The 21,652-nt window shown below is 73.1% G+C and carries 17 protein-coding genes; 3 read left to right on the forward strand and 14 right to left on the reverse strand.

The window, feature by feature from the left end:
• Positions 1-61 precede the first annotated feature (61 nt).
• Positions 62-277, forward strand: coding sequence for a hypothetical protein (locus tag FBY22_RS14325; RefSeq protein ID WP_142145682.1), 216 nt, complete (start codon positions 62-64; stop codon positions 275-277).
• Positions 278-284: 7 nt separating this feature from the next.
• On the opposite strand, the gene tgmB is transcribed toward FBY22_RS14325, so the two are convergent.
• The 7 genes from tgmB to FBY22_RS14360 all read right to left on the reverse strand — a co-directional run bounded on the left by tgmB (position 285) and on the right by FBY22_RS14360 (position 7,164).
• Positions 285-1,268, reverse strand: a complete 984-nt coding sequence (tgmB, locus tag FBY22_RS14330; protein ID WP_142145684.1) for an ATP-grasp ribosomal peptide maturase — start codon at positions 1,266-1,268, stop codon at positions 285-287.
• A 17-nt stretch (positions 1,269-1,285) separates the two neighbouring features.
• Positions 1,286-1,477, reverse strand: coding sequence for a putative ATP-grasp-modified RiPP (gene tgmA, locus FBY22_RS14335; RefSeq protein ID WP_058921277.1), 192 nt, complete (start codon positions 1,475-1,477; stop codon positions 1,286-1,288).
• Between the two features lie 84 nt (positions 1,478-1,561).
• Positions 1,562-1,897 (reverse strand): YkvA family protein, encoded by a 336-nt coding sequence (locus FBY22_RS14340; protein WP_142145686.1) that lies wholly within the window; start codon positions 1,895-1,897, stop codon positions 1,562-1,564.
• Positions 1,898-2,210: 313 nt separating this feature from the next.
• Entirely contained in the window at positions 2,211-4,316 is a 2,106-nt protein-coding gene (locus FBY22_RS14345; RefSeq protein ID WP_142145688.1) for a xanthine dehydrogenase family protein molybdopterin-binding subunit, read from the reverse strand.
• A 23-nt stretch (positions 4,317-4,339) separates the two neighbouring features.
• Complete coding sequence (locus FBY22_RS14350) at positions 4,340-5,332, reverse strand: xanthine dehydrogenase family protein subunit M (protein WP_142145690.1); 993 nt, start codon at positions 5,330-5,332, stop codon at positions 4,340-4,342.
• The gene (locus tag FBY22_RS14355) at positions 5,329-5,895 is read right to left on the reverse strand and encodes a (2Fe-2S)-binding protein (protein WP_142145692.1); all 567 of its coding nucleotides are present in this window, start codon (positions 5,893-5,895) and stop codon (positions 5,329-5,331) included. Before FBY22_RS14355 ends, FBY22_RS14350 begins: the two co-directional genes overlap by 4 nt.
• Before the next feature lie 93 nt (positions 5,896-5,988).
• On the reverse strand, positions 5,989-7,164 hold the full coding sequence (locus tag FBY22_RS14360) for a hypothetical protein (protein WP_142145694.1): 1,176 nt from the start codon (positions 7,162-7,164) through the stop codon (positions 5,989-5,991).
• 313 nt (positions 7,165-7,477) lie between these two features.
• Between FBY22_RS14360 and FBY22_RS14365 the strand changes: the two genes are divergently transcribed.
• Both FBY22_RS14365 and FBY22_RS14370 read left to right on the forward strand, forming a co-directional pair.
• Complete coding sequence (locus FBY22_RS14365) at positions 7,478-7,858, forward strand: PadR family transcriptional regulator (protein ID WP_142147621.1); 381 nt, start codon at positions 7,478-7,480, stop codon at positions 7,856-7,858.
• A complete protein-coding gene (locus FBY22_RS14370) occupies positions 7,855-8,859 on the forward strand; it encodes a hypothetical protein (protein WP_142145696.1) in 1,005 nt (334 codons plus the stop codon). Before FBY22_RS14365 ends, FBY22_RS14370 begins: the two co-directional genes overlap by 4 nt.
• Before the next feature lie 103 nt (positions 8,860-8,962).
• On the opposite strand, the gene FBY22_RS14375 is transcribed toward FBY22_RS14370, so the two are convergent.
• The 7 genes from FBY22_RS14375 to FBY22_RS14405 all read right to left on the reverse strand — a co-directional run bounded on the left by FBY22_RS14375 (position 8,963) and on the right by FBY22_RS14405 (position 20,971).
• Entirely contained in the window at positions 8,963-9,457 is a 495-nt protein-coding gene (locus FBY22_RS14375) for a lamin tail domain-containing protein (protein ID WP_142145698.1), read from the reverse strand.
• Positions 9,458-9,567: 110 nt separating this feature from the next.
• Positions 9,568-10,533, reverse strand: a complete 966-nt coding sequence (locus FBY22_RS14380) for a DUF1152 domain-containing protein (RefSeq protein ID WP_142145700.1) — start codon at positions 10,531-10,533, stop codon at positions 9,568-9,570.
• 28 nt (positions 10,534-10,561) lie between these two features.
• Positions 10,562-11,722: an NAD(P)/FAD-dependent oxidoreductase gene (locus FBY22_RS14385; protein ID WP_142145702.1), complete on the reverse strand. Its 1,161-nt coding sequence runs from the start codon at positions 11,720-11,722 to the stop codon at positions 10,562-10,564.
• A gap of 175 nt (positions 11,723-11,897) precedes the next feature.
• The gene (locus FBY22_RS14390) at positions 11,898-13,262 is read right to left on the reverse strand and encodes an FAD-dependent oxidoreductase (RefSeq protein ID WP_142145704.1); all 1,365 of its coding nucleotides are present in this window, start codon (positions 13,260-13,262) and stop codon (positions 11,898-11,900) included.
• Positions 13,263-13,403: 141 nt separating this feature from the next.
• Positions 13,404-14,249, reverse strand: a complete 846-nt coding sequence (locus tag FBY22_RS14395; protein ID WP_142145706.1) for a chitosanase — start codon at positions 14,247-14,249, stop codon at positions 13,404-13,406.
• 154 nt (positions 14,250-14,403) lie between these two features.
• A complete protein-coding gene (locus FBY22_RS14400; RefSeq protein ID WP_174267143.1) occupies positions 14,404-17,196 on the reverse strand; it encodes a SpoIIE family protein phosphatase/ATP-binding protein in 2,793 nt (930 codons plus the stop codon).
• 1,171 nt (positions 17,197-18,367) lie between these two features.
• Positions 18,368-20,971, reverse strand: coding sequence for a SpoIIE family protein phosphatase (locus FBY22_RS14405; RefSeq protein WP_142145708.1), 2,604 nt, complete (start codon positions 20,969-20,971; stop codon positions 18,368-18,370).
• Positions 20,972-21,652 lie beyond the last annotated feature (681 nt).

Consider the following 21,652-nt stretch of genomic DNA (forward strand, 5'->3'; position numbering starts at 1 on the left):
GCGCTTACACTCGACAACTGTGCCCATACCTATGGGCCGGCATACGAAAGGCGCGTCGAGGGTGTTTCAGGATTCCCCCATCTACGACCGGCTCGTCGCCGAGCGCGGCGACATCCCCCTTCAAACCCGCAGGGAGGCCGAGCGCGTCAGCCGCGAACTGGAGTACGCGATGCGTCCGTTGTCGTCCTTCGGCGCGGGGATGACGCCCGAGCGGCCCGCGGCGCCGGGCGCGGGATGGCAGCGGACGGCGCTGCTGCCCGGCTCGCTGCCCCACTGACCGCCCCTCAACACACCGAGGCGTCGGCGTCGTCGACCCGGGTGCCGGACTCCGGGCCGGGCCGGGCGAGCCACTCCGCGACGGCACGGGCGATCGGCTGGCCCGTCTCCACCTCGACGAAGCCGAACTGCCCCGACTGGTTGCACTCGAGAAACCACCACGTCCCGTCCGCGTCCTCGGCGAAGTCGAAGGCGCCGTACGCCAGTTGCGCCCGCGCCAGGTAGGAGCGGACGGCGTCGGCGACGCGCGGCGGCACCTCGGTCGGCCGCCACGGCACGTCTCCCGGCGCGAAGCGCACGTCCACCGCGTCGGGGTCGGCGTCCGCGGCCGTCGCCTTGCGCGCCGCCAGCATGCGCTCGCCCACCACGGTCAGCCGGACGTCCGCCCGTTTGGCGACGCGCCGCTGCAGCAGGGTGGGCCCGAAGGCGACGGCGGAGAAGTCCGTGTCCGGCGCCACCCTGCTGGTCGGCACCGCCCGGGGCGGATCCTGCGGGTGCGCCCCGGAGACCGGCTTGACCACCAGGTCCGGGTAGCGCTCCGCGAACTCCCGCGCGGCCTGCGGGAACGTCGTGATCAGCGTGGCCGGCACGGGCAGCCCGCAGTCCTGGGCCAGCCGCAGCTGCCACGGCTTGTGGCGGGCCTGCCGGGCCGCGTCCGGGTGGTTCATCCAACGGGCCCCGCTGCCACGGAGCATGCCGTACAGCGCCTGTGCGGCCTCCTCGGTCAGCCAGGCGGAGGACTGCGGAGCACGCGCGGCCGGGTCGCCCGGCCTGCGCACCCATATGGAGCGCAGGCCGGAGATGCTCACCAGCCGCCCCGCGGACTGGAGGTGGCCGCGGAAGGCCCCGTGGACGTACTCACCCGACAGCGCGACACCGCCGGGGAGGTCCGCCGGGTCCAGCCGCACCACCGGGACCCCGGACGCGTTGAGGTGCACCACCACCATGTCGGCGGTCACATCCTCTTCACAGGTCAGGATCAGGACGGTCATCGTGGACGGTTCCGCGTTCAGTCGTCGAAGTGAGTCTTGGACCCGGCGGTGGAGGTCGTGGTCCCCAGTTCCCTCAGCAGTGCGAGGTCGCTCGCGGCGACCCGGCCGTCCATGAGCACGTTCAACTGCAGCGCGCCGTCGTAGGCGTACGGAGTCGTGGCCTCCAACTCCACCGCCGGACGTGCGTAGTTGAGCGCGAACGGTTGCATCGTGTCTCCCTCGTCGGTGCTGCGCCGACCAGGCCGTCCCCCCTCCGGGACGGCGCTGGTCCGCCGACTGCCTTGCCCTTCCAGTCACTTATACGAATCGAACGGGTGATTGGTTTCCTTACTCTGCGTAGTCAAGGGGGATTTGTGGCCATAGATCCCGCGAAGTGGCGCACGCAGATTGTGCAGGGCGAGGAGAAGGACGCCGATGTCGTCCAGATATATCGGGTCGGGCAACAGGTCGGTCGGCAGTACGAAGTAGAGGACGGCCCCCCAGAAAACCCAGCGCGGCCCGGTCGGCAGACCGGCTCTGCTCAGATCGCGCCGCGTCCGCACCAGGCGGACCAGCACGGCGACGGCCGCCGCGAGCACGAGTGCCGCGAGGACCGCGGCGATGACGATCACGGTCGTGGTCGTATCCACGGATCTTCCTCCGTCCGGCGCGCCGAGCGGCCCGCCCCCTAGTCGGATTCCCGCATCCGCCCTTCGTACGTCCTGCCGCCGTTCCGGCCGCACGGCGGCGGTTCACACCCGGGGCACCCGAGTGACATGGTGCGGTGGTGACAGGTGGTAGTTGCACGTAACCTCGCGTCAACCGTGTCGACGGCCCCGAGAGTGCCGAACTACGCCCTCCCTCACAGCGGAGCCATTCGGGCGTTACGGCAACGGGGCTGGGGGTGCCTCTGGGGGAGTGCGTGCAGGCGTCGCGGGGCGGGCCCGACTGTCGAAACGCGCCCTACGGCCGGCCCGACGCGGCTGCGCTCAGCACGCGGTCCGGGGTGAGCGGTAGTTCGCGCAGGCGCACGCCGGTCGCGTGATGGACGGCGTTGCCGATGGCCGCGGCCGTTCCGACGATGCCGATCTCCCCGATGCCCTTGCTCCCCATGGGGTTGAGGTGGGGATCGTCCTCGTCGATCCAGTGCGCCTCGATGTCGGGCACGTCGGCGTGCGCGGGCACGTGGTACGACGCCAGGTCGGACTCGGTGAAGTCACCGAAGGCGGCGTCCACGGTGCTGCCCTCGGTGAGCGCCATGCCGAGGCCCATGGTCATGCCGCCGACGAACTGGGAGCGCGCGGTACGGGCGTTGAGGATGTGCCCGGCGGCGTACACCCCGAGCAGCCGGCTCACCCGGACCTCGCCGCTCACGGTGTCGACGGCCACCTCGGCGAAGTGCGCGCCGAAGGCGTGGCGGGCCCAGGGGCTGTCGGCGCCGGCCCGTCCCGCGGTGTCGGCACGGACCTCCAGACCCTCGGCGGGCAGCGGCCCGGTGTGCCCGCGCAGGGCCGCCGCCAGCCGGGCGCACGCGTCGTGCACCGCCCAGCCCCAGGAGGCCGTGCCGGACGAGCCGCCGGCCAGGGAGGCCGGGGGCAGATCGCTGCTGCCGACCTGGGTGCGGACCCGTCCGAGCTCCACGCCCAGGGCGTCGGCCGCGACCTGCGCGAGCATGGTGCGCGAGCCCGTGCCGATGTCGGTGGCGTTGATCCGTACCAGGAACGTCCCGTCGGGCAGGGCCCGGGCCGACGCCGTGGACGGCTGCACGAGGACCGGGTAGACGGCGGCGGCCACGCCCGTGCCGAGGAGCAGCGGTCCGGCGCGGCGGGAGCGCGGGCGCGGGTCGCGGCGCGCCCACTCGAAGCGGCGGGCGCCCTCGCGCAGGCACTCGACGAGATGCCTGCTGCTGAACGGCTTGCCGCTGTCGGGCTCCCTGTCCGGCTCGTTGACGATCCGCAACTCCACCGGGTCCATGCCGAGTTCGCAGGCCAGCTCGTCCATCGCGGACTCCAGCGCGTACATGCCGGGGGCCTCGCCCGGCGCCCGCATCCAGGACGGTGTGGGCACGTCCAGCGGCGCCACACGGTGCAGGGTCCGGCTGTCGGGTGCCGCGTACATGATCCGCGCGGGAACGGCGGCCTGCTCGACGAACTCCTTGACGCGGGAGGTGTGGGTGGTGACCTCGTGGATCAGGGACGTGAGCCGGCCGTCGGCGCGCGCGCCGAGACGCAGCCGGTGCAGTGTGGGCGCCCGGTGCCCGACCACGGCCGGCAGGTACCGGCGCGGCAGCGCCACGGTGACCGGGCGGCCCGTCTGCCGTGCGGCCATCGCGGCGAGCACCACGTCGGGCCGCGGAGTGCCCTTGGATCCGAAACCGCCGCCCACGTGCTCGGCGACGACGGTGACCCGCTCCTCGGGAAGTTCGAAGAGGGCGGCGAGCGTGGCGCGTACGACGTTCGAGCCCTGGCTGGAGGTGTGCACGGTGAGCCGGTCGCGGTCCCACAGCGCGGTGCTCGTGTGCGGTTCCATGGGGTGGTTGTGCAGCGGCGGCACCCGGTAGCGGACGTCGACCCGGACGGCCGAGGAGCCGAAGGCGCCCTCGGGGTCGCCGTGTTCGCGGCTTGCCGGGTAGCCGCCGTTGGCCGTCTCGGGAACGTAGGCGCCGGGATGTGTCTCGGTGAGCGTGACGTCGTGGTCCTGCGCGTCGTACGAGACCCGGACCGCCGCGGCCCCGGCCCGGGCCGCCTCCAGCGTCTCGGCCACCACGAGCGCCACGAACCAGCCGTGGTGCGGCACCCGCGGGTTCTGCAGCACCGCGAGCACCGGGTCGTCCGGTTCGGTCAGGCGCGGGGCGTTCTCGTGGGTGAGGACGGCCAGCACCCCGGGTCGGCTCAGGGCGACGGCGGTGTCGACGGCGGTCACGGTGCCCCGTGCGATCGCGGCGGGCACCGGCCAGGCGTGGGCGCGGCCGGGGTGGACGTGTTCGGCGGCGTAGCGGGCGGTGCCGGTGACCTTCTCCCGGCCTTCCCGGCGCTCGGCCGGTGCGCCCACGGCGGCGGTGCGGACCATGAGGTCTCCTCGGATACCGGTGTTCAGGTCCTGGCGGGCTCGGCGAGCCGGGTCAGGACGTCCAGGGCGAGCGAACGGGCGAGCGGCACCTTGTAGGCGTTGTCCCGCAGGGGCCGGGCGGCGGACAGCTCGAGGTCGACGGCACGTTCGAACGCGGCCGCGGTGGGCGCCGCGCCGACCAGTGCCTCCTCGGCCGCGCCGGCCCGCCAGGGCCGGTGGGCCAGCGCCCCGAACGCGATCCCGGCCCGGGCGACGACCCCGTCCGCCACCTCCAGCACCGCGGCCACGGAGGCCAGGGCGAAGGCGTACGAGGCCCGGTCCCGTGCCTTGCGGTACAGGGACGGCAGCCCGGCCGTCGACCCGGGCAGCAGCACCCCGGTGATCAGCTCACCGGGGCGGATCTCGGTGTCCCGCTCCGGACGGTCCCCGGGCAGCCGGTGGAAGTCGGCGGCGGGGACGTCCCGCGTGCCTTCGGGGCCGTACAGCTCGACGCGCGCGTCGAGCGCGGCCAGCGCGACGGCCATGTCCGACGGGTGGGTGGCGATGCAGGCCTCGGAGTGCCCGAGGACCGCGTGATCGCGGTGGACGCCGTCCCGTGCTCCGCAGCCGCTGCCCGGCTCGCGCTTGTTGCACGGCTTGGTCACGTCCTGGAAGTAGGGGCAGCGGGTGCGCTGCAGCAGGTTGCCGCCGGTGGTGGCGGCGTTGCGCAGCTGCCCGGAGGCGCCCCCGAGCAGGGCCAGGGACAGGGCGGGGTACCGGTCGCGGACGGCCGGATGGGCGGCGAGGTCGCTGTTGCGGACGAGGGCTCCGACGCGCAGCGAGCCGTCGGGCAGGTCCTCCACCGCGTCCAGGGGGAGGCGGCCGACGTCGACGAGGGCGGCAGGTTGTTCGACGCCGAGTTTCATCAGGTCGACGAGGTTGGTGCCGCCGCCGAGGTAGCGGGCGCCGGGCAGGGAGGCGAACGCGGCGGTGGCCTCCTCGACGCTCGACGGACGTACGTACGCGAAGGCCTTCACGGGATCACGTCCTCGACCGCGTCGACGATCCGCGGATACGCGCCGCAGCGGCAGAGGTTGCCGCTGAGCCGCTCGCGGATCTCCTCCCGGCCCAGTGGGACCGGCCGGCCGGAGGGGGTACCGGGGTCGGTGACGCGGGAGGGGTGCCCCGCCTCGGCCTCGGTGAGCATGCCGACGGCGGAGCAGAGCTGCCCGGGCGTGCAGTACCCGCACTGGAAGGCGTCGCGGTCGAGGAAGGCCCGCTGCAGCGGGTGGAGCTCCTGCCCGTCGTCGGCGAGCCCCTCGACGCTCGTGACCTCGCGGTCGTCCAGGGTCACGGCGAGCAGCAGGCAGCTGTTGACGCGACGGCCGTCCACCAGGACGGTGCAGGCCCCGCACTGGCCGTGGTCGCAGCCCCTCTTGGCGCCGAACAGGCCCAGGTCCTCGCGGAGCACGTCCAGCAGGACGCGCCGGTGGTCGACGGTGAGGGTGTGCGGTTTGCCGTTGACCCGCAGCGTGATGGAGGACTGGTGGGGACCGCTGGTGGTGCCCTGTCCAGCCCGGAGGCTGTGGTTGCTGCCCATGGCGAGGGACCTTCCGGGACGGGCTCGGATGCCGTCCAGACCGCGTATCCAACCTGCGCCGGCTGACACGTCCGCCCCGGGAAGCGACAGGGGTCAGCCGTCCGCGGGTCGGGACCCCTCGTCCGTGCCCTTCCCGGCGGGTTCCCCGGTCTCCCGGTCGGCGCCGGGCGTGGGCCGCAGCGCCTTGGCCGAGAACTTCAGGCGCTCGAAGGTCCGCGTCAGCTGCCGGAGGGGCGAGCCGGCCGCGGGCGTCGCCGGGGGTTGCGGCTGTGCGGGGATCTCGACGCCTGCCTCCCGGTAGACGGCCAGCGCCTCGTGCGCGCGCTCGGCGGCCTCGCGGTACAGGTCCCGCGACTTCGTCATGGCCTCCAGCGCCTCCGCGTACATGGCGACCAGTCTGCGCTCGTGGTCGAGCTGCTCCTCCAGCGTCATCAGCCGCCAGTCGTCGCGCAGTTCGGCGACGGCCGCCTCCGCGCCGTCGGGCAGCGGCCGGGGCAGGGCGGCGTAACGGGTCAGCGCGTCGACGAGCTCGTCCGGGCGCGAGCCGTCGAGGAAGACCGTGCGGATCGAGAAGGCCTCCGCCTCGAAGCCCTCGGGGGCGGGGTCCGGTGGCAGCACGACGGCACCGCCGCGTGGGACCTGCACGCCGAACTCGCGCAGCGCGCGGTTGACGATGCGCAGTTGCTCGGGGGCGGCGCGGTGTTCCAGGACGCGGTGGCGCAGGGCCGGCGGCAGGAACGTGTGGAGCGGACGCCGGCCGCGCTCGTCGGGCGTCATCGCCTCGTGCACGACGAAGTTGACGCTCCAGCCGCCGCGCACCGAGCTCCTCAGCAGCCGCCGGATCTCCTTGTCGTCGTCCGGCGGCAGATGGGTGGCCTCGCGGAAACGCAGTCCGGTGTCGGGCTCGTGGTCCCAGGCGACGTCGGGCTCGTCGGGCCAGAACATCGTCGCGGGAGAGGGCCATCCCTGGTCCCACGCGCTTTCGGCCTCAGCCGCCAGCACCCAGTCGCGCCCGTCCTCGGCCGGCGGGGCCAGTGTCAGCCGGGCGCGCACGGTCACCGTCCCGGCGACCTTCCAGCGTGCCTCGAAGATCTGCCGGGCGTCGCCGTCAGACCCGGGCACCTCCAGATGGTCGTCGAGGATCTCGCTGTTCGTGAGCCGCTGGAGTGTGCGGCGTACGACGTCTGCCGCGTCGGGGCCGGTGTGCCGGCCACGGGCCAGCCACAGGGTGGTCGAAGGTGTCGGGCGTGCGGTCGGGGAAGTGCGCATGAGTCCATCTGAGGGCGGGGGCATGTGCGGACACCAGTATCTCTGCGCCGCTCGGCCGAGATCATGCGGGGTGGGGCGCACGGGACGCGGGCCGCGCACTCGGGGTGCGCGCGCTCCACCTCAGGCGCCGGTGTTTCACACGTCCCCTGGCGGTACCGGTCCGGCCACAATGGCGCCGCGAACAGGGCCCGCCCACCATCCGCTTTGGGGCGGGTCCTGTTCCGTCCGCACCCGCACCACGACACGCCGCCTTGCTCGCCGCCGCGCTATATATCGGAAGGCGAGATATCATGGCCACATGGCATCGAGGAACATGACCCAGGCGGCGTTCTTCGTCCTCACCGCCCTGGCCGACCAGCCCCGGCACGGTTACGGCATCCTGCGTGAGGTCGAGGAACTGTCCGGCGGCGACGTGCAGTTGCGCGTCGGCACCCTCTACGGCGTGCTCGACCGGCTCACCGCGGACGGGCTGATCGCGCTGGACCGCGAGGAGGTGCACGACGGCCGGCTCCGCCGCTACTACCGCGTCACCGACGACGGGACGCGGGCCCTGGCCGCGGAGGCGGAGCGGATGGCCGCCGGAGCCAGCGCCGCCAGGCAGCGCATCGCCGAAGGCCGCAAGACATCCACGCAGCCGGCGAACCCGGCCGCGAATCCCGCCACCGGTCCCGGACTCGCAGGAGGTCTGGCGTGACGACCCTGCTCGAAGCCCGCTACCGCACCGTGCTGCGCCTGCTCCCCGCCTACTACCGCGAGGACCGCGAGGAGGAGATGGTCGAGGTGTTCCTGTGGGACGTCGACCGCGAGACACAGGACCAGAGCAGGCCCACCCTGGGCGAGATCGCAAGCGTGGCCGCCCTGGCCGTGCGCAGCAGACTGGCCGCCTCCGGCGCGCCGGGGCCGTACGCGCTGCTCGGCTCGGCCGTGCGCCACTTCGCGCTGTTCGCTGTCCTGCTGCAGGCGGCCGCCGCCGTCGTCGACCGGATCATGAACCTGACGTGGTCCTCGACGCACGGCGGACGCGAATGGGACATGTTCCTGTCGGGGTTCACCGGTCGTGGCGCGCTGCTGGGCGCGGTCGCGGTCGCGCAGTGGGTGCTGCCACTGCTGTGGACGGTCGGCTTCTTCGCGCTCGTCCACGACCGCCGGCGTCTCGCCCGCACGGCCGTGCTGCTCGCCGCGCTGCCCACCCTGTGGCCGCTGGTCGAGCCGCTGGTGACCGAATGGGCGCCCTCGGAGCCGTGGTACGCCGTCGCCAGTGCGCTGCTGGCGTGGCTGCCGGCGCTCGCCCTGTGCGCCGCGTTCCACCGGGACGCCCCGCCGGCCGCTCTGCCCGCGGGCACCCCCGGCATGCTCTACACCGCCTGCTGCGTGGTGATGGGCGGATCGCTCGTCGTGCTGCCCGCCCTGGCCGACGCGGCCTGGGCCCCGGCCACCTGCTTCGTCCTCGGCGCGCTGGGCTGGCTGCTGCTGCGGACCCGCGGCGCGGACTCGACGCGTACCGGCGGCGGCGCCGTGGCCCTGGCCGCGCTCGGCCTGCTTCTGCTGGCGGTACGGGTGGCCGCCCTGTCCCCGTGGCTCGGCCTGCCCCTGCCCGCCGCCTTCGTCGGCGGCGCGCTCGCGCAGACGGCTGCGCTCACCCTGCTCGTGGTGACCCTCGCCCTCGTGGCCAGGCGCGACCTCGCGACACGCTGAGCGAAGGGGGCGATACGGTCGTCCCCGACCGCTCGCCCCGACCCAGCCGGACGAACACGCCCGCACCCTGGGGGAGTACGAGGAACTCGCCGGCCCTGCGCCGTCACCCGTGGAACGTGATGTACCCGTTGCCGTCGCTGTCGTTGCCGCTCTTGGTGTACGCGTGCGAGTCGGCGCCGCTGCCCGAGGACTTGTACACGTAGATGGTGTCCTTGTCGTTGTTCCACATGAAGTTGCAGTTGTTGCGGTACACGACGTTGCGCGCGTCCGAGTCGGTGCCGTGGCCGCCCCGCAGCTTCACATAGTCGCCCGGCTGCAGGTAGTGGTTGCGGGTGAAGGTGAACTTGTTGCCGGCCTTGTCCTTGACCACGTACCCCTTGAGGTTCACGGTCGTGTGGGACGAGTAGTTCTTGAGCGTCAGGTACTCCTCGTCCGTGTTGCCGGTGGAGCAGTTGTTGGAGTCCCGGCCGGGCGCGTCGTACTGGACGCCCTTGATCTTCAGCGCGGACTGGTACTCGGTGGCGTGCGCCGGGACGGCGGCCAGGATGGCGAGCGTGCCCGCGGCGGTGGCGGTCGCGGCGACAAGACGTATACGCATGGAGAAGTTCCCCCCTGTGTGCATGTTTCGTGAAGAATCTGGAGCGTATGCGACGGGGCCGATTTGTGTGGTCAGTTCACCGAAATCGTGCCGCCGGTTGCCCGGCCGTGTCAGTGTGGATAGGCCCGCGGTGGCCGCTGACGCGGCAGGCCGCCGCGGAACTCCGAGACGGCGGTGCTGATCTGACGCATCAACGCGGTGTTCTCCAGCCGGTCGAGATAGAGGTTGCGGCGGGCCAGGCCGACGGCGTCCACGCAGAAATACAGGGACATCAGCGGATTGACGAACAGTTCGCTGTCCTTGGTCCGTTCCGTGAAGCGGACGTCGCCGAAGTCGCCGCGCACGGCGGCCGCGACCGAGCCGTTGACGATGCTCGGGTACTCGGGCGTGGCGCGCTGGGCGTGGGCCACCGCGTCGAGGTACAGGGCACCCTCCCGGCTCTCACGCGGCAGGGAGAACGCGCCGAGATAAACGCCCTCCCGGTCCAGCGCGGCCAGGTTCTCCAGCACCAGGGAGTGATTGACCCCATGGTGGGCGTCCACCCCGAACCCCAGGCAGGCGACGAGCCGTTGGGGTATCTCGTCCATGCCGTTCACGGCGGCCAGGCTCGCCATGTCCTCCTCCGGCGTGCCCAGTCCGTGCTCGTCGCCCCGCATCAGGATGTCGGTGCCGCCGTCCACCAGCACCACGGCGTCCACTCCGCCCAGATGCGACACGAGGGCGCGGTAGGCGGCGCGCAACGGCTGGACCCCGGTCTGCGGGAACGCGTACACCGTGGCCGGCAGCCCCTGCTGTTCGAGCCAGCGGGCGAGGGTGCGCTCCGGGAAGTAGTCGCCGCGCGCGGGGGTGTCGGGCCGGACGGCCGCCACGTCCGCCTCCAGCCACACGTCCAGGTCGAGGCCGTAGAGGTCGGCGAAGGAGAGGTTGGCCAGATGGACCTCCTTGCCCGCCGACCGCAGCGCGAGGGCCAGCGGAAGGCCGGCGTACACGTCGAATCCACCGCCCGCGCCGACGACGAGGACCCGCCGCGCGTCGTGCAGACGAGTGAAGAAAGGGGGTTCGGTGAGGGTGAACACCGGGGGACGGTAACAGGCTGACGGGATTTCAGGGCCGTGCGGGAAGACCGGCCGTCCAGTCCAGCAGGCCGACGAGTTCCTCCTCCCCGGGGCGCGGGGGCGCGGCGCCCCGACCGGCCGGGGACGGGGAGCTCACGCCGCGGGAGATGTTGCCGCTGACGGTGGTGTTGTGCTCCACGCGCGGTCGGCGCAGCTCCTCGTAGCGGCCGAGGGCGGCGTCCGTGTCCGGAAGGTCGCGCAGGCACTTGGCGAGGATCACCGCGTCCTCCAGTGCCATCGACGCGCCCTGGCCGGTCGCCGGGGAGGCCGCGTGCGCGGCGTCGCCGACGAGCATCACGCGCCCGGAGCGCCAGGGGCTGCCGGGCGGGACCTCGGTCGCGTTGGTGACCAGGACGTCGTCGCCGGTGGCCGCGACGATGTCCGCCGCAGGGGTGTCGTCCTTGCGCAGCGGCGGAAAAAGGGTCTCGCGCCATCCGGCAGGGGTGCCGCCGCCGGTCTCCTCGGCGGGCAGCGGGTCGCCGCTCACTCGCGCGAACCAGTACGTCTGCCCGTCGGGGGAGACCGCGAAGCCGAAGGCCGCCGCGCTGCCGCGCACCATCGTGATGCACGCGTCCCCCGCGGGCAGCCCCGCGGCGGACGTGCGGCCGTAGAAGACCTGCTGGCCCGCGTAGGACGGCCGGACGGCGGGCGCGAACGTCGCGCGGACTGCGGAGTTCAGGCCGTCGGCGCCGATCAGCAGGTCGCCGCGCGCCGAAGTGCCGTCGGCGAAGCGGGCGGTGACGCCGTCCGTGCCGTGCTCGACGGAGACCAGCCGTGCGCCGTGCCGGACGGCGATGCCGCGGCGGACGGCCTCCGCCTGCAGCGTCGAGCCGAGGTCGCCGCGGCGCAGGCAGCGGTAGCGCAGGAGGGGGTCGGCCGCCTCGCCGAGCGGCACCCGCGCCAACTGCGCACCGGTGCCGTCCAGGACCCGCATCGAGGTCAGCGGGAAGCCGAGGGCGGTCACCGCCGCGGAGGCGTCCAGCGCCGCCAGCGCGCGCATCCCGTTGCTCGCCAGGGTGAGGAACGCGCCCAGGTCCTCGGCCGCGTCCGGATGCGCCTCGTACACCTGGGCGTCGAGCCCCGCCCTGTGCACTGCCAGAGCCGTCGCCGCTCCGGCGATCCCGCCACCGATGACCACCACCCGAGTCACGCCCACCCCCGTGTGTCCGTACGGCCCCCGTGGTCGTACGCGCACAGGTGAGAACGTTCTCCCGACGGCGGAGGTTCCGCGGACCGCGGTGAACGGGCCGGTTCGCGCCGTGGACACGGAAGAAACCGGTGGGGCCACGCGATCCGTACGCGTGAGCCCACCGGCTCGCGTGATCTCAGGCGCCGCTCTCCCGGAGCATGTCCTCGCGCTCGACGATCTTCACGCGCTCACGGCCCTGCGGCTCGCCCAGCGCCTTCTCGGCGGCGTCCAGCTTGTACCAGCCCTCCCAGGTGGTGAAGCGGACGTTCCGCTCGGCCAGGAACGCGTCCACGGCCGCCGGTTCGGGCGTGGCGGGGGTGTGCAGACGGCCGCCCGCGTAGTCGTCCAGCAGGTTGCCCACCGTCTCGTTGGCGTCGCCCTTGGTGTGGCCGATCAGGCCCACCGGGCCGCGCCGGATCCAGCCGGTGACGTACGTCGACTGAAGGTGCTCGCCGGACTCCTGGACGACCCGGCCGCCCTTGTCCGGGACCGTGCCCGAGTCGATGTCCCAGGGCAGCTTGGGGAGTTTGTCGGACAGGTAGCCGACCGCGCGGTAGACGGCGGTGACGTCCCAGTCTTTGAACTCGCCGGTGCCCTTGACGTTGCCGGTGCCGTCCAGGGCGGTGCGCTCGGTGCGCAGCCCGACGACCCTGCCGTCCTCGCCGAGGACCTCGACGGGCGACTCGAAGAAGTGCAGGAACAGCTTGTGCGGGCGGTCACCGACATCGCGGATCGCCCAGTTCTCCAGCGTCTTGGCGACCATGTCGGCCTGCTTGTTGCCGCGCCGGGTCTCGATCGAACCCGCGTCGTAGTCGATGTCCTCGGGGTCGACGACGACCTCGATGGTGGGGGAGTGGTCCAGCTCGCGCAGCTCCATCGGCGAGAACTTCGCCTGCGCCGGGCCGCGGCGGCCGAACACGTGGATCTCCAGCGCCTTGTTGGCCTTCAGACCCTCGTGGACGTTCGGCGGGATCTCCGTCGGCAGCAGCTCCTCGGCGGTCTTGGCGAGGATGCGGGCCACGTCGAGGGCGACGTTGCCGACGCCGAGCACGGCGACCCTCTCGGCCTCCAGCGGCCAGGTGCGGGGAACGTCCGGGTGGCCGTCGTACCAGGAGACGAAGTCGGCGGCGCCGTAGGAGCCGTCGAGGTCGATGCCGGGTATGCGCAGCTCGCGGTCGGCCGTCGCACCCGTCGAGAAGATCACGGCGTCGTAAAAGGCGCGCAGGTCGTCGAGGCTGATGTCGTTCGGGTAGTCGACGTTGCCGAACAGCCGGATCTGCGGCTTGTCGAGCACCTGGTGCAGGGCCGTGACGATGCCCTTGATGCGGGGGTGGTCGGGGGCGACGCCGTAGCGGATCAGCCCGAACGGCGCGGGCATGCGCTCGAAGATGTCGATGGACACACCGGGCTCGGCGGCCACGTCGGACTTGAGCAACGCGTCGGCGGCGTAGATCCCGGCGGGGCCGGCACCGACGATGGCTACCCGCAGGGGGCGGGGCATGATCAGGTTCCCTTCGAGCGGCGAAAAGATCGACTCGAACAGGAAGCCTAAGTTAAGGCAAGCCTAAGTCGGTACGCGGGTCCGGTCTATGGGCTCATAAGCCGGGTTTATGAGCCCATAGAGGCCGGTCCTTCGGTGGCGTCAGCCGATGTGGTAGCTGTCGCCGTAGACCTTCCAGTCCAGTGGCGTGTTCAGGCACAGGTTGCCCTTGCGCAGGAAGACGCGCTGCTCGGTGTCGACCCGGGTGGTGTCGCTGTGGGCCTCCTCCTGCTTCATCGCCCACACCCGCGCGTCCAGGAAGGCGTTGAGGTACGTCACCTCATCGCCGCCCTGCGCCGGCGGCTTCGCCTTGTTCAGGGCGCGCTTGCGTATGTTGCGGAAGCTGGTGGGGTCGTCGCCGTCGCCGTGCATGACGATGGCGTCGTAGTACGCGAACTGCCCCAGCGTGCCGATGCCGTCCGCCTTGCCCTGCTTGACGGCGGGCTTGAAGTAGACGCGGTCGCGCTCGTCGTTCTGCGCCTGCTGGAACGCGGTGTCCTGGGCCGCCTTGCGCCAGTCCTTGGGGAAGTTCGGGTCGAGGCCGTCGTGCGAGTCGGAGCCGTTCACCTCGCGCAGGGCCGGCAGGTACTTGGCGAGGACGTTTCCGGGCTTGCGGTCGGTGTAGAGCTGGACCAGGTCGAGCATGTCGCCGGTGCCCGAACAGAAGCCGATGATCCCGGCGGTGTAGCCCCGTCCGTCACCGATGTCCTCGATGTACTTGTACTGCGCCTTCCAGTCGAGCGAGGAGTTCTCCGCGCTCGACACCAACTTCATCGCGATCTCCTTCTTGGCGGGGTCGTCCAGCCCCACGCAGCCCGCGGCGGCCGGGGACGCCGAGGCGTGGGAGGGGCGCAGCAGCAGCGGGGCCGCCGCCAGGGAGGCGCCGAACAGGGCGAGGAGGGTGCGGCGCGAGGTGTGGACGGCGGTGCCGTCGGAAGCGTCTCTCACGGGTGCTCCAAAGGGGAGTGGGGGGTGGGGAGTTGGCCGTACTTCACTCTGATAGGAAGGTTTCCTATCAGAAGCTGGCCGTGAGGAACACCCACCGCGGAGAACTTGGCGGGGAACCGGGAGAACTTCGTAGGGAACGACGAAGGACGTCCGCTCAGGGCAGCGGCTGCTCGGCCCAGATGACCTTGCCCGCCGGCGTGTACCGCGTCCCCCAGCGCTCGGCGAGCTGGGCCACCAGGAACAGCCCCCGGCCGCCCTCGTCGGTCATCGCCGCATACCGCAGATGCGGAGAGGTGCTGCTGCTGTCGAAGACCTCGCAGATCAGGGTGCGGTCGAACAGCACGCGTACGTGGATGGGATCGGCGCCGTAACGAATCGCGTTGGTGACCAGCTCGCTCAGGATCAGCTCCGTACTGAACTCCAGCTCGTCGAGCCCCCACCGCTCCAACTGCCGGTTCAGCGCGGCCCGCACCCCGGCGACGGCCGCCGGGTCCGGCGGTACGTCCCACTCGGCGACGCGGTCGGCGGGCAGGGCCCGGGTGCGGGCGACGATCAGCGCGACGTCGTCGCTGGGCTTCGCCGGCAGTTGCGCCTCCAGTACGGCCCGGCAGGTCTCCTCCGGCGACTTGCCCGCCCGCTCCAGCGCGCCGCGCAGCATGTCGAGTCCCTCGTCGATGTCCCGCTCCCGGTTCTCCACCAGCCCGTCGGTGTACAGGACGAGACGGCTGCCCTCCTCCAGCGCCAGCTCGGCCGTCTCGAACGGCAGACCGCCGAGCCCCAGCGGGGGACCGGCCGGCACGTCCGGGAACGTGACGCTGCCGTCCGGCCGGACGAGGGCCGGCGGGGGATGGCCCGCGCGGGCGACGGTGCAGCTCCGGGCCACCGGGTCGTAGATCGCGTACAGGCAGGTCGCGCCGGTGATCGGGGCGCTGCCGTCGTGGGCCGCCTCGTCCTGGTCGATGCGGGCGACCAACTCGTCCAGCAGCGCCACCAGTTCGTCGGGCGGCAGGTCCAGCGCGGAGAAGTTGTGCACCGCCGTGCGCAGCCGGCCCATCGTGGCCGCCGCGTACAGGCCGTGCCCCACGACATCGCCCACCACGAGCGCGACCCGCGCCCCCGACAGCGGCAGTACGTCGAACCAGTCGCCGCCCACCCCGGCCTGCGCGGGCAGGTACCGGTAGGCGATGTCCAGGGCCGACTGCTCGGGCAGGCGGCGCGGGAGCAGACTCCGCTGCAGCGTCACGGCCATGCTGTGCTCGCGCGTGTAGCGGCGCGCGTTGTCGATGGAGACCGCGGCCCGCGCCACCAGCTCCTCGGCGAGGGCCAGCTCCTCCGTGTCGAACGGCTCGGGCTTCTCCGAGCGCCAGAAGCTGACCACGCCCAGCAACAGGGACCCGGCACGCAGCGGCACGGTGATCAGCGAGTGGATGCCGTAGTCCACTACCTGGGCGGTCCGCTCCAGGTCCTGGGCGTGCCAGCCCATCGCCAGGTCGAGGTCCGGTTCCAGCACCGCCTGCTCGGTGCGCAGGCTGCGGGCCTGCGGCGAGGTGTCGACGAACCTGAGCTGCCGGCCCACCGGGTACAGCGGCGCGTCCTCGCGGATCCCGCTCACCGCGGTACGGCGCAGGGGCGTCACCGCCTCCGGCTGGCCGCCGCCGAGCACCGCGTCGAACAGGTCGACGGTCGCGAAGTCCGCGAACCGGGGCACGGCCAGCTCGGCCAGCTCCTGGGCGGTGCGGGTGACGTCCAGGCTGGTGCCGATCCCCACCCCCGCGTCGTACAGCATCTCCAGGCGTTCGCGAGCCGCCTCCGCTCGGCCGGACAGGGCACGCAGCTCGGTCGAGTCACGCAAGGTCGCGACACTGCCCGGCGGGCCGCCCTGGACGTCGGTGGGGCGCTGGTTGACCGCCAGCAGCCGGTCCTTGACCAGGTGCACCTCGTCCGTGGCGACACGGCCGGAGGCCAGCAGGTCGGCGGTGTCCGCGGGCAGGCCCAGCTCCAGGACGTGCCGGCCCTCGGCGTCCTCGGGGAGGTCGAGCAGCCGGTGCGCCTCGTCGTTGGCGAGCAGCAGCCGCCCCTCGTCCGTGGCGATGAGCACGCCCTCGCGCACCGCGTGGAGTACGGCGTCGTGGTGCTCGTACATGCGGGTCATCTCGTGCGGCCCGAGTCCGTGCGTCTGCCGCAGCAGACGTCTGCTCACCAGTGCCGTGCCGCCCGTGGCGAGGGCGAGTGCGACGGCGGCGGCCAGCAGGACGAGCGGCAGCTGACGGTTGGCGGCGCCGCCGATGTTCCTGGTGGTGACGCCGGCCGACACCAGGCCCACCACCTTGCCGTCGGGCGCGGTGACCGGCACGACCGCCTGGTCCAGCCGCCCGATCGTCCCGTTGACCTCCTCGACCACCGTCTTGCCGGCCAGCGCGGGCGCGATCGTGCCGACGAACTTCTTGCCGATGCGGTTCGGTTTGGGGTGGGTGTAGCGGATGCCGTCGGTGTTCATGACGACGATGAAGTCCACGCCGGTCGCCTTGCGGGCCGCCTCCGCCCGGGGCTGGAGGATCACCGTGGGACGCGGGCTGCTCAACGCCTCGCGGGTGCCCGGCGCGTTGGCGAAGGCCTGGGCGACCGCGACCGACCGTTTGCGGGCCTCCTGGGTGCTGTCGTGCCGCGCCTGCAGGTACAGCGACACCACCGCGGCGACCACCAGCAGCAGCACGATCACCACTTGCAGGACGAACACCTGCCCGGCGACGCTCCGCCCGGTCAGCGTCGACCGCAGTCTCCCCGTCCGCTTCTGCTCCGCGCTCTCCGTGCGCCCGCCCGCGCCGACCGCCGCGCCCCGGGCCCGCCGCCTGTGCGTCGCGCGGGCATGGTCGGCCACGCGCCGGGCACGGGGACCGCCGGGCCGGTGCGGGGACCGGCTCCCGGAGCGGTCCGGAAGTCGGACCATGTGCCCATGTCTACACTGCCGGGCCCCGGGAGGCGAGGGGCGTCACAGAGGGTGACAAGGCGGCATTCCGAGGGAAAGCGGTATCACCGAGGGGGTGCGGCGGTGCCGCGGGGGCGTTGTTCCGCGGTCCCGCACGGGCGCGGTCCCGCGATCCGGTGGGGTGATCGGGCGCCCGTGCGGTGGCGCCTGCGAGTGCGTGTGGGCGCGGTCTCGCGGTTCTGTGCGGTGGCGTCCGCGGACGCGTGAGGGCTCGGTTCCGGGGTCCCTTGTGGTGGCGTCCCGCGAGCGCGGTTTCGTGGTCCCTTGTGGTGGCGTCTCGCGAGCGCGTGCGGGCGCGGTTTCGTGGTCCTGTGTGTTGGCGTCTGCGGTCCGCCTGCGGGGTGCTGTCCGCGATGGCGGACGGGCGCGGACTGGCCGGTCCCGTGCGGTGGCGTTTACGGACCCGTGCGGGCGCGGTCTCGCGGGTCTTGCGCGTTGGCGTCTGCGGACGCGCGAGGGCTCCGTCCCGTGCTCTGTTGGAGTGGCGGCCCGCGAGCCCGTGCGGGCGTTGTCTCTAGGTCCGGTGCGGCGTCGGCAATCCGTGCGGGCGGTGGCGAAGAGCCGCGGAAAGCGGCGGCGAGAATCGTCTGAGGTCGGCGGTGAAGAGCCCTGGGGCCGCTGGTGACGGAGCCTCGGAGGACAGCGGCGCACGCCCGCCGGGGGCCGGGATGTACGCCAAGGGGCAGCAGTGGATTCCGGGCGGCGTGGGGTGAACGCCTCCGGGGATGGCGGTGAACTCCCGGGCCAGCGGTGAATGTCGCGTGGCCCGGGTGCACGCCCACGGGGACGGTGGTGAAAGCCACGGGGCAGCGGTGAACTCCCGGGCCAGCGGTGAATGTCGCGTGGCCCGGGGTGCACGCCCACGGGGACGGTGGTGAGAGCCACGGGGCAGCGGTGTACGCCCCCGGGGCAACGGTGGATTCCGCGTCGCCTGGGGTGCACGCCCCGGGGACGGCGGTGAACACCACGGGCAGCGGTGTACGCCCCCGGTCACTCGTGAATCCCCCGCGGCAGCGGTGTACGCCCCCGGCCACTCGTTAATCCCCCGCGGTAGCGGTAGATGCCCCCGGCCGCCCGTTAATCCCCCGCGGCAGCGGTGACGGCCCCCACGCCTCCCCTGAGGCAAAGCCCGTCAGGTCGGGGGGCGTAGGGGATGGACGGTGCCTCGGCGGTGGTTGCGGGCCGCTACTCGGCGGGTGGCCAGGAGGAGGGCGATGTCGTCGGGGCGGTCGGCGGTGTGCCGGGCCTTGGCGGTGAGCCGGTCGGCGACCCCGGCGAGGGGACGCCGGCCCGGACGCGCGGCGGAGGCCCCCGCCCTGGCCAGGGCGACGCGGAGCGCGGTGATGCCCTCGTCGATGTCGACGCCGGGCCGTTCGACGAGCCCGTCCGTGTACAGCGCGAGCACGGCGCCGGGCTCGATCAGCAGCTCGGTGACCGGGTAGCGGGCGTGTGGGTCCACCCCGAGCACCACGCCGCCGGGCAGGTCCACGACCTCCGTATGGCCGTCGGGGCGGCGCAGCAACGGCGGCGGGTGCCCGGCGTTCGCCGCCCGGGCCAGTCCCGAGGCCGGATCCAGCCGGATGTAGCAGCAGCTGGCGAACTGGCCGGGGTCGAGGTCGATGAGCAGATGGTTGATGCCGCTCAGCACCTCGTCGGGCGGCCGGTCGCCGAGCGCGAACGCCCTCACCGCGCTGCGCAGTTGCCCCATGGTGGCCGCGGCCGACACCCCGTGCCCCTGGACGTCGCCGATCACCAGCGCCAGACCGTCACCGGCCTCCACGACGTCGTACCAGTCGCCGCCCACCTCCATGCCCTGGGTGCCCGGCAGATAGCGCCCGGCGGTGTCGACCTGCGGATGGACGGACAGCCGGCGGGGGAGGAGGGCCTGCTGCAGCCCCCGGGCCAGCGCTGCCTCGCTCTCGTAGCGCTGCGCCTTCTCCATGGCGTGGGCGATCAGCCCGGCGAGCGCGGTGAGCACGGCCCGCTCCTCGGTGCTGAACGTGCGCGGTGTGTCGAAGCCCAGGATGCAGGAGCCGACCGGCCGGCCGGAGGCGATCAGCGGCAGGAAGGCGCGCGCTCCGCGCGTGGCGTCCAGCGGTATGCCGGGGTAGGCCTCCGTCAGCTGCTGCATCGAGTCGAAGAACAGCGGCCGGCCGCTGGTCAGCGTCTCCACACCGGGCAGATGGGCGTCCAGCCCCACGCCCTCGAAGGGGGTCAGGAAGCCTTTCGGGAAGCCGTTCTCCCAGGCCAGGTAGAGATGCCGGTCCTGCAGGAGGTAGATGGCGAGGCGACGGCCGCCGAACGCGGGCAGCAGCTCCCGCATGACCACGGCCGCCACCTGGCGCGCCGTGACCGCCTCGGTGAGCGCGATGGCCAGGACGATGGGCCGGTACAGCGGAGCCAGTGACGCGGCGCGGGGCGCCGCATCGGGGACCGTCTCTTCGGGCTCGGCCGGGGGAGGCAGCCCGGCGGCCTCGGCGACCCGGCTCGCCGGGCGGAAGGTGCACGCCAGGACGTCGGGCCCCGGAAAGACGCACACATCGAGCCAGGCGCCCTCGTACGGCGCTCCGCCCACCTCCTCCTCCGAGGGCGGGGTGGCGCTTCCGAGGGCCGGGCGGGCCACGTGGAAGCGCACCGGGTCCGGAGAGAGCAGGGCGCCGCGCAGGTGGTCCTCGCAGGTCGGCTGGTTCAGCCAGGGCACCCCCTCCCACAGCGAGCGGCCGAGCAGCTCGGCCCGGGGGCGGTGCAGGAGCTGTGCGGCGCGCGGGTTGGCGTAGTGGATCACGCCCAGCCGGTCCAGGCACAGGATTCCGTCCGGCAGCAGGTCGGCCGCCGCGTCGGCCGCCGCCCCGGGGCCCGGATCCACGACGAAGCCCCGGACCGGGTGAGCGCCCGAGGGCGTGCCGGGCGGAGAGGGCGCGGCGTACGGGCTCCACAGCTCCACCAGCCGCAGCGCCTCGTCCGCGGCCCGCACGTACAGCGGCAGCGGCGGCGGTCTGCCCGCCGCCGTCTCCCGCAGCGCGGCCAACACCCGTGACGGGTCGGCCGGGGCCACGGCCTCGGCGAGCGCGTGCACACCCGGGCCGAACTCCTCGGCCGGCACCCCCAGCAGCGCGGGCAGCCGTTCGTCGACGGTCACCACGTCGGTCACCGGGTCCCAGGCGAACCCGCCGGCCCGTCCGGCCGGCGGGCGGGTGCCGGGCGGCCGCACGCACACGGGCTCGCCGTCCCAGGCGACGGGCGGGCCGCCCCTGCCGCTCTCCAGCCGCAGCAAGGTCGCGCCCAGGTCCTCGGCCAGGGCCACCAGGCGGTCGCGGTGGTGCATCAGCTCGGCGGCGTCCGCGGCGGAGGGGCGCAGCACGGTCAGTACGCCGTAAGTGGTTCCCGCGCCCACCACCGGGACGTAGAGGGATCCGAACTGGAACGGCAGCCCCGCGGCGAACTGCGGGTAGCGGCGCATCGTCTCGGTGGCGTTCGGCAGGACCACCTGGACGCCGAGCCGGTAGGCGTCGGCCACCGGGAACGGCCGGTCGACGTGCATCCGCCACCAGGGCCGGAACAGCTGGCCGGGCAGTCCCGCGAGCACCGCCAGCCGCAGCAGTCCGGGCGTGCCGGAGCGCAGATAGATGCCCCCGGAATGGCCGCCGGCCACGCCGATCGCCTCTTCCGAGGCGTCGATCAGCAGCGTGGACAGCTGCCCGGACGTCCGGTGTGCCTCCTCCGCGCTCCCAGTCATCGGCCCTACCTCGTCCGTGCCGCCCTAGGCCCCGTCGTCAGATCCCCGCCCGCCCGGAGGCGCCCGGCGCCCGCTCCTCCGGAGGGCACACCCTCAGTGGCGTTCCCGAACCACCCACGTGGCTCCTCCTCCACGCTCGAATGCACTTGCGCGGCGGCACCCCCGTCGAGGGCGCCCCGGCGCCTTGCGATCGCACGCACCAGACACCTCCGGGCCGTCCTCCGGACGGACGACGGGAATTCGACGACAGGGCCTTGCGGATGACACAGCAAGAATGCGCCACCAGGGGCCTCGGGCGCACCCGGGCGGACAGTGTGGATCCGGCGACGAGAGCGAGACAGGCGTCGCGGGGGACCGCGCCGAGTGCCCCCAGGGGCACCCCGGCAGGCCCGGACCAGGGGCTTTTACGCCGACCGGGTGAGGCTCGCGCGCCCGGGCGGGGCGCGCCCGGCGGGATCTCCCGAGCGGCCCACGTCCCGTACCGAGTGCCACGGGGACGTCGAGGTGGCCGGAATACGGTTCCCGGCGGCGCGAGGAACGTGGCCGAGGAGCATGCCCTGGGCTGCTCGGCGGACCGGCCGGAAGATTGTCGTGGCCCGGCCGGAACGGCGATGCAGCGTTCCGGCGTTCCCGGTCCCGCCGGCTTGCGGGAGCCTGTGCGGGAGCTTGTAGAACCTCTTG

This window comes from Streptomyces sp. SLBN-31 (genome assembly GCF_006715395.1).
Lineage (GTDB): Bacteria > Actinomycetota > Actinomycetes > Streptomycetales > Streptomycetaceae > Streptomyces.

Bases quoted from the DNA above. Each gene is read 5' to 3' on its own strand.
- FBY22_RS14345 (WP_142145688.1), bottom strand. From the start codon at position 4,316: ATGGTCCGCACCGCCGCCGTGGGCGCACCGGCCGAGCGCCGGGAAGGC.
- tgmB (WP_142145684.1), bottom strand. From the start codon at position 1,268: ATGACCGTCCTGATCCTGACCTGTGAAGAGGATGTGACCGCCGACATG.
- FBY22_RS14375 (WP_142145698.1), bottom strand. From the start codon at position 9,457: ATGCGTATACGTCTTGTCGCCGCGACCGCCACCGCCGCGGGCACGCTC.
- FBY22_RS14355 (WP_142145692.1), bottom strand. From the start codon at position 5,895: ATGGGCAGCAACCACAGCCTCCGGGCTGGACAGGGCACCACCAGCGGT.
- FBY22_RS14400 (WP_174267143.1), bottom strand. From the start codon at position 17,196: ATGGTCCGACTTCCGGACCGCTCCGGGAGCCGGTCCCCGCACCGGCCC.
- FBY22_RS14360 (WP_142145694.1), bottom strand. From the start codon at position 7,164: ATGCGCACTTCCCCGACCGCACGCCCGACACCTTCGACCACCCTGTGG.
- FBY22_RS14405 (WP_142145708.1), bottom strand. From the start codon at position 20,971: ATGACTGGGAGCGCGGAGGAGGCACACCGGACGTCCGGGCAGCTGTCC.
- FBY22_RS14365 (WP_142147621.1), top strand. From the start codon at position 7,478: ATGACCCAGGCGGCGTTCTTCGTCCTCACCGCCCTGGCCGACCAGCCC.
- FBY22_RS14390 (WP_142145704.1), bottom strand. From the start codon at position 13,262: ATGCCCCGCCCCCTGCGGGTAGCCATCGTCGGTGCCGGCCCCGCCGGG.
- tgmA (WP_058921277.1), bottom strand. From the start codon at position 1,477: ATGCAACCGTTCGCGCTCAACTACGCACGTCCGGCGGTGGAGTTGGAG.